Origin of the sequence: Actinomadura luzonensis, assembly GCF_022664455.2 — a bacterium.
In the GTDB taxonomy this organism is placed as follows: Bacteria; Actinomycetota; Actinomycetes; order Streptosporangiales; family Streptosporangiaceae; genus Nonomuraea; species Nonomuraea luzonensis.
Window position 1 is genome coordinate 5322811 of the sequence record NZ_JAKRKC020000001.1, and the last position, 12894, is coordinate 5335704.

Consider the following 12894-nt stretch of genomic DNA (forward strand, 5'->3'; position numbering starts at 1 on the left):
ACCCGATGGCTGTTGTGACCAAGACGCAGCCGCCGCCTCGCCCGCCGAGACGGCGCAGACTGCTCTACCGCCTGCAGGTCCTGCGGCACGACCCGACGGCCGCGCTCGGCCTGATCCTCGTCGTCGTGCTGGCCTACCTCGTCGTGGCCCCGCTGTTCGCGGTGCTGTCCGACGCCTTCCGCCTGCAGTACGGCGACGAGGCGCACGCCGGGCAGCAGCCGGGCGAGTGGACCGGCTACTACCTGTGGCGGGTCTTCCGTTCCCGGATCAGCGAGCTGCTGTTCTGGGAGCCGCTGGTCAACACGCTCGTCGTCGCCGTGGGCACCACCCTGTTCGCGCTGGTGCTCGGCGGCGGCATGGCCTGGCTGGTGACCCGGACGAACGTGCCGGGACGCAAGTGGCTGGCCGGGGCGCTGGTGGTGCCGTACATGCTGCCGTCGTGGACGTTCTCGCTGGCCTGGCTGACGCTGTTCAAGAACGAGCGGGCCGCCGGGCAGGTGGGGTTCCTCCAGGCCCAGGGCGTCCGCACGCCCGACTGGCTGGCCTACGGCGCGCTGCCGATCATCGTCACGCTCGGGCTGCACTACTACCCGTTCGTACTGCTCCTGGTGGGCAACGCGCTGCGCCGCATCGACGTGCAGCTCGAGGACTCCGCGCGGATCCTCGGCGCGCCGCGGCGCACCGTCGTGCGGCGGATCGTGATCCCGCTCATGCTGCCCGCGCTGTCCTCGGCCGTGCTGCTCGTGGTCGGCCGGGTGCTCGGCACGTTCGGCACGCCGTACGTGCTCGGCCTGCCCGCCGACTACCGGGTGCTGTCCACCGGCCTGTTCCAGTCGATCCGCGACCGCAGCACCGGCGTGGCCTCCGTGCTCGCCACCGTCATCGTGATCATCGGCATCCTCATCGTCTTCACCGACATGCGGCTCATGCGCGAGCAGCGCAGGTTCGTCACCGTGGGCGGCAAGGGCGCGATGGACCGGGTCGGCGACCTGCGCCGCTGGCGCTGGCCCGCGTTCGCGCTCGGCATGGTGGTCTTCGCGGTGAGCGTGCTCGTGCCCGTGCTCACGCTGCTGCTGTCCACCGTGACCAGGACCCCGCTGGACCTGTCCACCCTCACGCTCGACTACTGGCTCGCCGAGCGGCTCCCCGGGGCGGTCGGCTTCCCGCACGGCGTGCTGCGCGGCCCGGAGCTGTGGGAGGCCGCGTGGAACTCGGTCCGCATCGTCGGGCTGGCCTCGCTGATCTGCGCCGTCGCCGGCCTGCTCGTCGGGTACGTGGTGGTGCGCGGGACGGCCCCGCGCATCGCGGCCTTCCTGCGGCAGGTCTCCTTCCTGCCCTACCTCGTGCCCGGCATCGCCTTCGCCGCCGCCTCGCTGTCGCTGTTCGCCGTCGCCCGCGGGCCCGTCCCCGCCCTGTACGGGACGACGTTCCTGCTCATCCTGGTCATGGCCGTCACCCACCTGCCCTACAGCTCGCGCTCGGGCATCGCGGCCATGATGCAGCTCGGCCGGGAGCCGGAGGAGGCCGCGCAGATCGCCGGCGCGGCGTGGTGGCAGCGGATGCGCCGGATCGTCTTCCCCATCCAGAAGGGCGCCCTCGTCACCGGGATCGTGCTGCCCTTCATCTCCGGGCTCAAGGAGCTCAGCATCGTCGTCATGCTCACCACCACCGGGACCCAGCTGCTCACGACCCTGTCGATCGGCCTGGTCGACTACGGCTACACCCAGCTCGCCAACGGCGTCGTCCTCATGATCGCCTTGCTCTCCTTCACCATGACCTACCTGACCCAGCGCCTCACCAAGAGCAGCCTGGCATCCGGACTAGGAGGATAGATGCCGGACATCACCCTCAGCGCGATCTCCAAAAGCTACGGCGGCGGAGAGTTCGCGGTGAAGAACCTCGACCTCGTGGTCCCCGACGGCGCCTTCATGTGCCTGCTCGGCCCCTCCGGCTGCGGGAAGACCACCACCCTGCGCATGATCGCCGGCCTGGAACAGCCCACCGCGGGCAGCATCACCGTCGGCGACCGCGTCCTCGACTCCGTCGAGCAGGGGATCTACGTCCCGCCCGAGAAACGCGCCATGGGGCTGGTCTTCCAGAACTACGCGCTCTGGCCGCACCTGTCGCTGCGCGAGAACGTCGAGTTCGGCCTGCGCATGCGCAAGGTGCCCGGCCCCGAACGGCGCGCCCGCGCCGAGGCGGCGCTGAAGATGGTGCACGTCGACGCCGCCATGGACCGCTACCCGTCGCAGCTGTCCGGCGGCCAGCAGCAGCGCGTCGCCCTGGCCAGGATGCTCGCCGTCAACCCCACGGTGCTGCTGCTCGACGAGCCGCTGTCGAACCTCGACGCCCGGCTGCGCCTGGAGATGCGCGCCGAGCTCAAGCGCATCCACGAGGAGAGCGGCGCGACGATCGTCTTCGTCACGCACGACCAGCTCGAAGCGCTCACCATGGCCACCGACGTGGCCGTCATGAACGAGGGCGAGCTGCAGCAGCTCGCCGCCCCGATGGAGATGTACGCCCGGCCCGCCAACCGGTTCGTCGCCGAGTTCGTCGGCAGCCCGCCCATGGCGATCGTGGACGCCGGCGCCGCCCCCGGCGGGCTGGCCGCGTCCCTGCTGCGCTTCGTCGAGTCGGGCGGCGCGAAGAGCGTCCCGGCCGCCGTCGGCATCCGGCCGGAGGCGCTGCACTTCGACGCCCCGCCCGCCGCCGCCTGGAGCGAGGAGGCGGTCGTCGAGGCCGTGCTGCCGGCCGGCTCGTCCTGGACGGTGCGGCTGCGCGTCCTGGACACCGAGCTGTACGCCGTCTCCTACCGGCCGGTCCAGGCCGGCCCGGGCGACGTGCTGACCTGCTGGACCGAGCAGCTCCACCTGTTCGCCGCCGACGGCGCGCGGATCACCTCCTGGGACCGGGCGGAGGTCCGCGCGTGAACCGTCCCAAGGCGCTGCTCCTCGACTTCGGCGGCGTCGTCGTCGAGACCGCCAAACGCCCGTCCTGGGCCGCCGAGCTGGCCGCCGAGGTGCACACGCTGCTCGGCAGGACCGGGTTCGACGGGCTCACCGCAGAGGAGATCGAGGGCGACCTCCGGGCCGCCGCCCGGGCCGACAAGTACTGGAAGGACTCCACCTCCCGGCAGTACGCCCCGGAGGAGATGACGCACCGCAGGTTCTGGGCCGAGTTCGTGGCCACCGACTGGCCCGAGCGGGCCCGCACGCTGGTCACCGTCGAGGCGACCCCCCTGTGCAAGCGCATGGGCGAGCTGCGCAGCGACCGCAAGCTCCGCACCGGCATGCGGGAGCTGCTGGCCGCCTGCTGGGCGCACGGCGTCGTTCCCGGGATCGTCAGCAACGCCCTGTCCGGCGCCGTGCACCGCGACTACCTGGCCGCCGCCGGGCTCGACGACCAGGTGGCCGTGCAGGTCTACAGCGACGAGGCCGGCGTCCGCAAGCCGAACCCCGAGATGATCCTGCTCGCCTGCCGGTCGCTGGGCGTGCCGCCCGCCGACGTCTGGTACGTCGGGGACAACTACGACCGCGACGTCGTCTGCGGCGCGCGGGCCGGGGCGGGCGCGACCGTCCTGATGGTCTCCGCCAGCACCGACCAGCTCCCGTACGCCGTACGGCAGAGCCCCCACGCCACCGTCGAGGACCCCCGCGCCCTCCTCGGACTCCTGGAGAAGACATGGACGTGAACACCTCCCGCGAGCTGGCCGACCTCGCCGTCGAAGCGGCGAGGGCGGTCGGCGACCGCCTGCGCGGCGCCTTCCGCTCCCGCCCCGAGATCCAGACCAAGCGCGACTTCCACGACCCGGTCACCGTGCACGACAAAGCGGCGGAGGAGGACATCCGCGCCGTCCTGGAACGGCACTGCCCCGACAGCGTCGTGGTCGGCGAGGAGGGCGGCACCCGCGGCGAGGGCGCCGTCCACTGGTACGTCGACCCCATCGACGGCACCGCGAACTTCGCCGCCGGCCTGCCGTTCTTCTGCACCTCGATCGCGGCGGCGCGCGACGGCGAAGTCGTGGCCGGCGTCGTCTACGACCCCGTGCGCGACGACGAGTTCACCGCCTGGCTCGGCGGCGCCACCTGCAACGGCGAGCCGATCCGCAGCGCCGGCGCCGCCACCGAACGCGAGGCGATGCTGCTGTCCAGCTACCCCACCCCCCGCGACCTGGCCGAGGACGAGGAGGGCGCGCTGCGCCGCTTCTCCCGAATGACCCAGGCGTTCGCCGCCGTCCGCCGGCCCGGCAGCGCGGCGCTCAAGCTCGCGCACGTCGCCGCCGGCTGGTCCGACGTGGCCTACGGCACCCGCGTCAACGCCTGGGACGTCGCCGCCGGCTCCCTGCTGATCAAGCAGGCCGGCGGCGTCTACATCCCGCTGTCCGGCAGCGTCTTCGAGCCGGGCGGCTACCTCGCCACCGTGGGCGGCTTCGACCTCGCCGGCTCCGTGCTGGCCGACGTCGCCGGGGCCAGGAGCGCCCGGTGATCCGCTGGATCGTGACAGACCTCGACGGCACCCTCGTCGGCCGCGACCTCGCCATGGTCCCCGCCAGCCGCGAGGCGCTGCGCCGCTTCCAGCGGGCCGGCGGCGAGGTCGTCCTCGCCACCGGCCGCATGGAGCGCTCCGCCCGCCCCTACTACGACGAGCTGGGCCTGGACGCGCCCGCCATCCTCTACAACGGCGCCGCGACCGTGAACCTGGCGACGGGCGACGTGCTCCGCGCGCGCAACCTGCCGGCCGCCGCGTGGAAGACGCTGCTCGGCCTGTTCGGCGACCTGCCCGCCGGGGTCTACCCGGTCGCGTTCAGCGGCGGGGAGGCGCTGGCCGTGCACGACGCGCCCGAGCTGCGCGACTACGCCCGGCGGGACGGCATCACGCTGCGCGACCCCGGCGACTGGGCGGCGCTGCCGCCCGACGAGATCACCAAGTGCATGCTCATCGGCGGCCCGTTCCCCGAACTGGACATCCCGGGAACGGTCACCGTCCGCTCCGAGGCGACGTACCTGGAGGTGCTGGCGGAGCAGGCGACCAAGGGCACCGCCCTGCGCGAGCTGGCCGCGGCCGGGAACGTGCCCCTGGAGCAGATCGCCGCCGTCGGCGACAACCCGAACGACCGCGACATGATCACGGCCGCCGGGGTCGGGTTCGCCGTCGGCGACGGCCACCCCGACGTCGTCGCCGCGGCCGACGTCGTGACCAGGGCCTGCGCCGCCGGCGCGCTCGTGGACGTCGTGGAGCTGGCGTTCCGGTCCAACGGATGGGCCGGAGGAGAAGGAGAGCTGTGAAGTCGGTCAACCACTGGATCAACGGCGCCCGCCTGGACGGGCACGGCCGGTCCGCCGAGCTGTACGACCCGGCGACCGGGGAGGTCGCCGGGCACGTCGCGCTCGCCTCCCCCGCCGACGTGGACGCGGCCGTGGCCGCCGCCGCGGCCGCCTTCCCCGCCTGGCGCGACACCTCCCTCGTCAAGCGGGCCCGGGTGCTGTTCCGCTACCGCGAGCTGATGGAGGCCCACCGGGACGAGCTGGCCGCGCTCATCTCGGCCGAGCACGGCAAGGTGCACGCCGACGCGCTCGGCGAGGTCGCCCGCGGGCTGGAGGTGCTGGACTTCGCGTGCGGCATCCCGCACCTGCTCAAGGGCGACTTCTCCGAAGGCGTCTCGACCCGGGTCGACTCCTGGTCGATGCGGCAGCCGCTCGGCGTGGTGGCGGGCATCACCCCGTTCAACTTCCCCGTCATGGTGCCGATGTGGATGTTCCCGATCGCGGTCGCGTGCGGGAACACGTTCGTGCTGAAGCCCTCCGAACGCGACCCGTCGGCGTCGCTGCTGATGGCGCGGCTGTGGCAGGAGGCCGGGCTGCCCGACGGCGTGTTCAACGTCGTGCAGGGCGACAAGACGGCCGTGGACCGGCTGCTGGAGCACCCCGACGTCAAGGCCGTCTCGTTCGTCGGCTCCACCCCGATCGCCCGCCACGTGTACGGGACCGGCACCCGCCACGGCAAGCGCGTGCAGGCCCTCGGCGGCGCCAAGAACCACATGCTCGTGCTGCCCGACGCCGACCTCGACCTGGTCGCCGACGCCGCCGTCTCCGCGGGCTTCGGCTCGGCCGGCGAACGCTGCATGGCGATCTCGGTGGTGCTGGCGGTCGAGCCGGTCGGCGACGCACTCGTACGGAAGATCGTGGAGCGCGTCGAGCGGCTGGTGATCGGGCCGGGCGACGACCCGAAGTCCGACATGGGGCCGCTGGTCACCCGCGCACACCGCGACAAGGTGGCCTCCTACCTGGACCTCGGCGTCCAGGAGGGCGCCACGCTCGTCGTCGACGGCCGCGACACCCCCGTGCTCGGCGGCGGCCGGGCCGCCGGCACGCCCGGCTTCTGGCTCGGCCCGACCCTGCTCGACCACGTCCCCGCCGGCTCGCGGACGCACACGGACGAGATCTTCGGCCCGGTCCTGTCCGTCGTGCGGGTGTCCTCGTACGAGGAGGGCCTGAAGATCATCAACGACTGCGAGTACGGCAACGGCACGGCCGTCTTCACCAACGACGGCGGCGCGGCCCGGCGCTTCCAGAGCGAGGTGGAGGTCGGCATGGTCGGCGTCAACGTGCCGATCCCGGTGCCGATGGCGTTCTACAGCTTCGGCGGCTGGAAGGCGTCGCTGTTCGGCGACACGCACGTGCACGGCACCGAGGGCGTGCACTTCTACACCCGCGGCAAGGTCGTCACCGCCCGCTGGCCCGACCCCTCGCACGGCGGCGTGAACCTGGGCTTCCCCACGAACGCGTGACCCTGTCCCCTCTCTCCTCCCCGGCACGACCAGGGGTGAGGGGACAGGGGATACGCCTTTACACTGTAGATCAAGACTATCGTCAGCCGTGCCGGACCGGCCGGTAGGTCAGCACCTGCGTGTCACGGTCGAAGGTCCGGGCCTCCAGCAGCTCCAGGTCGAAGTCGGCCACCCCGTCGAAGACCCGGTCCACGCCGGTCGCCCCGGAGATCACCGGGAACACCGTCACCTCGATGACGTCGACCAGGCCCGCGTTCAGCAGCGCCCGGTTGAGCGTCAGGCTGCCGTGGGAGCGCAGCGGCACCCCGGACTCCGCCTTGAGCCGCTCGACCACCTCGACGGGATCGCCGGACTCGATGGTGGTGCCCGGCCACGCCAGCGGCTCGGTCAGCCGGCTGGACAGCACCGTGACCGGGGACTCGAACATGCGCGTGATCCACCCGTCGAACCGGCCGCGGTCGACGCCCGCGCCGAGGAACGGCGCGTTCGACGAGTAGGTCGTGGCCCCGAGCACCATGCGCAGCGGGTCGCGGTAGGCGGCGGCCCGGTGGGCGAGGAACTCCGGGCCCTGCTTGCCCCAGTAGCCGCCCCAGTCGCCGTTGTGGTTGGCGTAGCCGTCGAGGGTGGAGAAGATGTCGAAGGTGTAGGTGGCGGTCATGAGGTCTCCTCAGGAGGTGGTGGTCGCGCGCCTCGCGCGGCCTCACCCCTGCTACGAACGCCGCCGCCCCGATCCGACACACCTCCCGCGATTTTCTCCGCAAGCGGCCGGCGCGGAACGGGTGAGCACGGCGTGGAACGCCGTCCGGGTGAGCGCAGCTCACACCCGTCCGCCCCACGAGGAAGGCGTTCCCGCCATGACCTCCACCACCACCGCCCGGCGGCGGCGCGTTCTCGGCGCGCTGGCCGCGCTGCTCGCCGTCGCCGCGCTCCAGGCCCCCGCGCGGGCGCAGGCGACGACGCCCGCCGAGCGGCCGCCGGGCACGTTGCTATCGGCCGAGCCGCTGCCCGCCGGCCTCTGGCTGCCCGGCAGCGGCGCCGCGTACCGCCTCACCTACACCTCCACCCCCGCGACCGGCTTCTCCGCCGACCCGGTCGTGGACGTCGGCGCGCTGTTCGTGCCGGCGGGCCGCGTCGCGCCCGCCGGAGGGTGGCCGGTCGTCAGCTGGGCGCACGGCACGATCGGGGTCGCCGACCCGTGCGACCAGACCGTCGCCGGCCGCTCCCAGCGCGACATCGACTACCTGTCGGCCTGGCTGCGGGCCGGGTACGCGGTCGCCGCCACCGAGTACGAGGGCATCGGCACCCCGCGGCCGCACCCGTACCTGCTGGGGGTGTCGGAGGCGTACGGGGTCGTGGACGTCGTGCGGGCCGCCCGCCAGGTCGCCACGAAGACGCCGCTGTCGGCGAAGTGGCTGGCCGTGGGCCAGTCGCAGGGCGCCCAGGCGGCCCTGTTCACCGGCGACCTCCAGCGGCGGTACGCCCCCGAGCTGGCCTACCTCGGCACGATCGCCACCGCGCCGCCCTCGCAGTGGCGCACGACGGTCGCCGCCGCCCGCCCGTTCGACCCGGCGGCCCCGGCCAACCCGTTCGTGCTGCTGGCCATGGAGGGGATGCTCACCGATCACCCGGACACCTTCGACCCGGCCCGGCACCTCACGCCGGCCGGGCTGCAACTGTTCGGCGCGGCACGCGACGAGCTGTGCTTCGGCGCGCTGGCGCAGCGGATGGCCGGGCTGACCAGCGGCCAGGTGTTCGACGTGGACGCGGCCGAGCAGGAGACGCTCACGCAGCTGCTCGAACACGACGCCGAGATCCCGATCGCGGCGCAGGAGCGGCCGGTGTTCATCGCCCAGGGCACCGCCGACACCGTCGTCCTCCCGCCCGCCACCCGCACCACCGCCGGCCTGCTCGCCGCGGCCGGCACGGACGTGACGTTCCGCTTCTACCAGGGCGCCGACCACAACGGCGTGCTGGCCGCCGCGCTGCCCGACCTGCTGGCCTGGGCCGCCGACCGGCTCCGCGACCTGCCCTGAGCGGCCGCCGCGGGGAGACATCGGCCGCGTCGCTGCCTACGGTGGTTCCCGTACCGCCGAACCAGACGAAGGACGCGACATGACCGACCGCACCCCCGCCCCGGCCCTCACCGGCGAGCGCGCCGACCTGCTGGCCATGCTCACCAAGCAGCGTCACTTCCTGCGCCTCACCACCCGCGACCTCACCGACGAGCAGGCCGGGCAGCGCACCACCGCCAGCGCGCTGTGCCTCGGCGGCCTGATCAAGCACGTCGCGCTGACCGAGAGCAACTGGGCCGCCTTCATCGTGAAGGGCCCCTCGGCGTTGCCCGGCTTCGGGCAGATGACCGAGGCCGACCAGGCGGCCTACGCCGACGCCTTCCGGATGCTGCCCGGCGACACCCTCGCCGGCGTCCTCGCCGAGTACGCCGAGGTGGCCCGCCGCACCGACGAGCTGATCGCGACCGTCCCCGACCTGAACGCCGCCCAGCCGCTGCCCGAGGCTCCCTGGTTCCCGCCGGGCGAGCAGTGGACGGTCCGGCGCGTCCTGATGCACATCCTCGCCGAGACCGCCCAGCACGCCGGGCACGCCGACATCATCCGCGAGTCGCTGGACGGCGCGAAGAGCATGGGCTGACGGGCGCCCCGGCGAGGGGGTGCGGCGTGCCGGTTCAGTCCCAGGGCGGGTCGACGCGGTCGCCGGCGGTCCTGTTGTCCTCGCGGGCCTGCGCCTTGACGGCGCCGGTCACGCAGACCTTGTCACCGATGAACGCCTCCCGCCAGACGTACCCCGCCACGCAGGTCTGCGGCCCGTACGGCCCGCTGGTCCAGCGCGAGGCGGCCGCGTTGTTGTCGGCCACGGTCTGGTCGCGGGTGGCCGGGGCCACGCACACCTGGTCGCCGTCGTCGGCGCCGCGCCACACGTAGCCGGACTTGCAGGTGTTCGGCCCCTGGAGGAGCCTGGCCGGGTTGGCCCGTTCGGCCGCGGTCTTGTTGTCGTTGATGACCTGCACCCGGGTGAGCTGGGTGACGCACACCCGGTCGCCCGGCACGGCCAGGCGGTAGGTCCGGCCGATGACGCAGGTGCCGGTCGCGGCGCGGTAGACGTAGCCGGGCAGGCACTTGCCGGGCATGGTGGTGGTCACCGTGACGGTGGCCGACTCGGCCGTCACCGAATTGACCGTGATGGAGACGCCGTTGGCGTTCACCGACTGGACGGGCTCGCGGTCGGCGAGGTTGCGCAGCAGGTAGGGCCTGCCCTTGTCGACCTCGTGGATCAGCGCGATGTCGCGCGGGATGGCCTCGCTCACGCCGCTCTTCTTACGGAACTCGACCGTGTAGTAGTGGTTGAGGTCGGCGGGGTCGAACGGCACCCGGATCAGCAGCGTGCCGGGCAGGTCCTGCCGCTCCAGCGGCGCGAGCTGCACCATCAGGCTGGTCCGGCCGTCCTTGCCCGCGGTGATCACGCGGGAGGACGGCAGCCAGCCCACCTCGTCCAGGTGGGGGCCGTTGAAGCCGACCGGGCCCACCTGGAACTTCTCGGTCCACGGCCCGTAGTGGTTCTGCGCGGACATGAGGTCCCAGGGGTCGTCGTACTCCCCCGGCAGGGACCATTCGGCGTTGCGGTAGCGGAAGTCGTTGGAGAAGGAGTGGCCGACGCCGTGGGCGTGCATGAACTCGTGCGCGGCCAGCCCGGACCTCCAGCCGTACGCGTCGAGCAGGACCCGCGCGTGCACCCCGCGGCCTGCGCGGTGCGCACGCACCGGCCGTGGTGGCCCGCCCGCGCGACTGCTGGTCGAGGAAGTCGAAGACGCCCTTCTGCCCCTTGCCGGCGGGCATGAACAGCTCCTCGGAGTACGACGGCGGGCGGGGCTCCTCCGGATGGTCGGCGAACTTGCACAGCAGGATCGACCACGGCAGACAGCCCTGCACCGGGGTCGCGCGGTCACCCCGCGAACGCCGTCACCGGCGCAGCAGCCGGCGCACGGCGATCGCCAGCAGCAGGACCGCCGTCAGCGCGACGGCGATCCAGGCCGGGCCGAGCAGCTCCAGCCGGCCGGCGACCGCGCCCTGCAGGCTCGTCACGGCGCCGATGACCGGGTCGCCGGCGGCGGCCCCGGCGAAGACGCGCAGCTCGTACCAGCCGTAGTAGGCGACGTAGAGCCCCGCGAGGACGAGCAGCGCGCCGCTCGCGCGGGGCACGTACGGCAGGACGCGGCGCATCCTGGCCACGGCGGCGTCGCGCGCCAGCGCGACCGCGAGCGACAGCAGGGCGATCACCATGCCCATGCCGAGCGCGTAGGCGACGAAGACCGCCAGGCCGCCGAGCACGCCGCCGCCGGTCAGCGCGGCGGAGGTGACGGCGAGGAACGGGCCGGCGGTGCAGGACAGGGAGGCGACGGCGTAGGACAGGCCGTAGCCGTATCGGGACAGGTGGCCGGCGCGCAGCGCGGGCACCCGCAGCAGCAGCTCGCGGCCGGACAGCAGCCGGCCGCCCAGAGCCACCAGCGCCACCCCGATCACGATCGCCGCCCACGGCAGGTGACGGCCCAGGGACAGCGCCGCCGGGGTCACGACCAGCCCGAACAGCCCGAAGACGGTGACGAAGCCGGCGGTCATCGCGGCCGAGCAGGCCAGGGCGCGGCGCACGCCGCCGCGGTCGCCGGCCAGCAGCAGGCTCAGGTAGGCGGGCAGCAGGGCGAAGCCGCACGGGTTGAACGCGGCCACGCTCCCCGCGGTCACGGCGAGCGCGAGCGGCAGGTCGTTCATCCCTGGCGCAGCTTCCCGACCTGCGCGGTGAGCTCCTCGCCGTCCAGGGGGCCGGTGGCCTTGGTGGTGGAGCCGTCGGGCCGGACGAACAGGAAGGTGGACTGGGAGGCGATGCCGAACCTGGCCCAGACCTCGCCCTCCGCGTCCGACAGGTGGGTGATGCCGCCGGTGCCGGTCTGCTGGACGAACTCCTTCATCGCCCCCTCGTCGTCCAGGCTCGCGACGCCGACGAAGGTCACGTCCCGGTGGGCCGCGGCGGCCGCCTTGACGTGCGGAGCCTCTGCCCGGCACTTGGGGCACCAGGGCGCCCAGAACCACAGCACCACCGGCTTGCCCTTCAGGGTCTCACCGGCGAACGCCTGACCGTCCAGGGTCCTGGCCGTGAACCCCAGCGCCGCGGCCGCCGGCTGCGCGGCCTCCGACGCCGGGCCGGCGGTGGCGGTGCCGCTGCCGGTGCGGGGCGGCTCCTGCGCGCCGCAGGCGGCCAGCAGGAGGGCAGAGGCGACGGCGACGGCGGCCGTCGCTCGAACTGTGCGCATGCCGCGAGCCTAGACACCGGCGTGGCGGCAATCCTTACGCGACGGTGACGGCTCACCGGCGACGCGCGGCGTGACCCGAAGGTCGCGCCGCACGTCCCGGCGCCGGGAGCGGGACCGCCGGTAGCGCTCGTACCGGGGCCCGGGGGCGTCAGAGCCGGTCGAGGAGGTCGCGCAACCGCTCCACCTCGGCCTGCTGCGTGCGCTCGATGGCCCTGGCCAGCTCCTTGGCCCGCGGGTCCGAGCCGCCGGCCTGCTCGGTGCGGGCCATCTCGATCGCGCCTTCGTGGTGGGCGATCATCTGCCGCGCGAACAGCTTGTCGAACGCCGTCCCCGTGGCCGACCGGAGCTCCGTCATGTCCTCCTCCGACATGAGGCCGGGCATGTCGTGTCCCAGGTGACCCGCGGTCGTGGGGCGGCCCCACGCCGCGAGCCAGCCCTTCATCGTCTGGATCTCGGGGTCCTGCGCCGCCTTGATCTGCGCCGCGAGGTCCTTGATCTCGGGGTCGCCCGCCCGCTCAGGAGCGAGCCCGGCCATCTCGACCGCCTGCTCGTGGTGCGGGATCATCATCTGCGCGAACATCACGTCCGCGTCGTCGAAGGTCTCCGCCGGCTGGGCGGCGGCAGTGGTGGTGGTGGCGGGCGCGCTGCCGCGCGTCCCCTCGTGGGCGGTCGTGGCGTCGCCGCCGCCGCACGCGCTCACGCCCGCCAGGGCGAGGGCGCCGGTGGCCAGGGCGATGGACATCCTGCTGGTGATACGCATGGTCGTTGGATCTCTCGATTCGTCGGT

Annotated in this window: 13 protein-coding genes; 8 read left to right on the forward strand and 5 right to left on the reverse strand. The window is 73.4% G+C overall.

Annotated elements, in window-relative coordinates; all coding sequences use genetic code 11:
* Nucleotides 1–5: 5 nt before the first annotated feature.
* Genes MF672_RS25320 through MF672_RS25345 form a run of 6 tightly spaced genes read left to right on the forward strand, consistent with a single transcriptional unit; the run spans nt 6 to nt 6787 of the window.
* Complete coding sequence (locus MF672_RS25320; RefSeq protein WP_242380486.1) at nt 6–1832, forward strand: ABC transporter permease; 1827 nt, start codon at nt 6–8, stop codon at nt 1830–1832.
* Entirely contained in the window at nt 1833–2930 is a 1098-nt protein-coding gene (locus MF672_RS25325; RefSeq protein WP_242380484.1) for an ABC transporter ATP-binding protein, read from the forward strand.
* Entirely contained in the window at nt 2927–3691 is a 765-nt protein-coding gene (locus MF672_RS25330) for an HAD family hydrolase (RefSeq protein ID WP_242380482.1), read from the forward strand. Before MF672_RS25325 ends, MF672_RS25330 begins: the two co-directional genes overlap by 4 nt.
* Nucleotides 3682–4485: an inositol monophosphatase family protein gene (locus MF672_RS25335; protein ID WP_242380480.1), complete on the forward strand. Its 804-nt coding sequence runs from the start codon at nt 3682–3684 to the stop codon at nt 4483–4485. Before MF672_RS25330 ends, MF672_RS25335 begins: the two co-directional genes overlap by 10 nt.
* On the forward strand, nt 4482–5285 hold the full coding sequence (locus tag MF672_RS25340; protein WP_242380478.1) for an HAD-IIB family hydrolase: 804 nt from the start codon (nt 4482–4484) through the stop codon (nt 5283–5285). Before MF672_RS25335 ends, MF672_RS25340 begins: the two co-directional genes overlap by 4 nt.
* Nucleotides 5258–6787, forward strand: coding sequence for a CoA-acylating methylmalonate-semialdehyde dehydrogenase (locus tag MF672_RS25345; protein ID WP_302893262.1), 1530 nt, complete (start codon nt 5258–5260; stop codon nt 6785–6787). The genes MF672_RS25340 and MF672_RS25345 overlap by 28 nt, the downstream gene beginning before the upstream one ends.
* Before the next feature lie 82 nt (nt 6788–6869).
* Here the strand turns inward: MF672_RS25345 and MF672_RS25350 are convergent, their stop codons facing one another.
* Entirely contained in the window at nt 6870–7445 is a 576-nt protein-coding gene (locus tag MF672_RS25350) for a dihydrofolate reductase family protein (RefSeq protein WP_242376714.1), read from the reverse strand.
* A gap of 196 nt (nt 7446–7641) precedes the next feature.
* Here MF672_RS25350 and MF672_RS25355 point away from each other — a divergent pair, with 196 nt between their 5' ends.
* Entirely contained in the window at nt 7642–8820 is a 1179-nt protein-coding gene (locus MF672_RS25355; protein WP_242376713.1) for a lipase family protein, read from the forward strand.
* Between the two features lie 79 nt (nt 8821–8899).
* A complete protein-coding gene (locus MF672_RS25360; RefSeq protein WP_242376712.1) occupies nt 8900–9436 on the forward strand; it encodes a DinB family protein in 537 nt (178 codons plus the stop codon).
* 34 nt (nt 9437–9470) lie between these two features.
* Here the strand turns inward: MF672_RS25360 and MF672_RS25365 are convergent, their stop codons facing one another.
* The 4 genes from MF672_RS25365 to MF672_RS25380 all read right to left on the reverse strand — a co-directional run bounded on the left by MF672_RS25365 (nt 9471) and on the right by MF672_RS25380 (nt 12849).
* Nucleotides 9471–10535 carry a metallopeptidase domain-containing protein gene (locus tag MF672_RS25365; RefSeq protein ID WP_242376711.1) on the reverse strand — a complete coding sequence of 355 codons (1065 nt, stop codon included), beginning with the start codon at nt 10533–10535 and terminating at the stop codon, nt 9471–9473.
* Between the two features lie 226 nt (nt 10536–10761).
* Entirely contained in the window at nt 10762–11568 is an 807-nt protein-coding gene (locus tag MF672_RS25370) for a cytochrome c biogenesis CcdA family protein (protein ID WP_242376710.1), read from the reverse strand.
* The gene (locus MF672_RS25375; RefSeq protein WP_242376709.1) at nt 11565–12107 is read right to left on the reverse strand and encodes a redoxin domain-containing protein; all 543 of its coding nucleotides are present in this window, start codon (nt 12105–12107) and stop codon (nt 11565–11567) included. Before MF672_RS25375 ends, MF672_RS25370 begins: the two co-directional genes overlap by 4 nt.
* A gap of 148 nt (nt 12108–12255) precedes the next feature.
* A complete protein-coding gene (locus tag MF672_RS25380) occupies nt 12256–12849 on the reverse strand; it encodes a DUF305 domain-containing protein (RefSeq protein ID WP_242376708.1) in 594 nt (197 codons plus the stop codon).
* Nucleotides 12850–12894 lie beyond the last annotated feature (45 nt).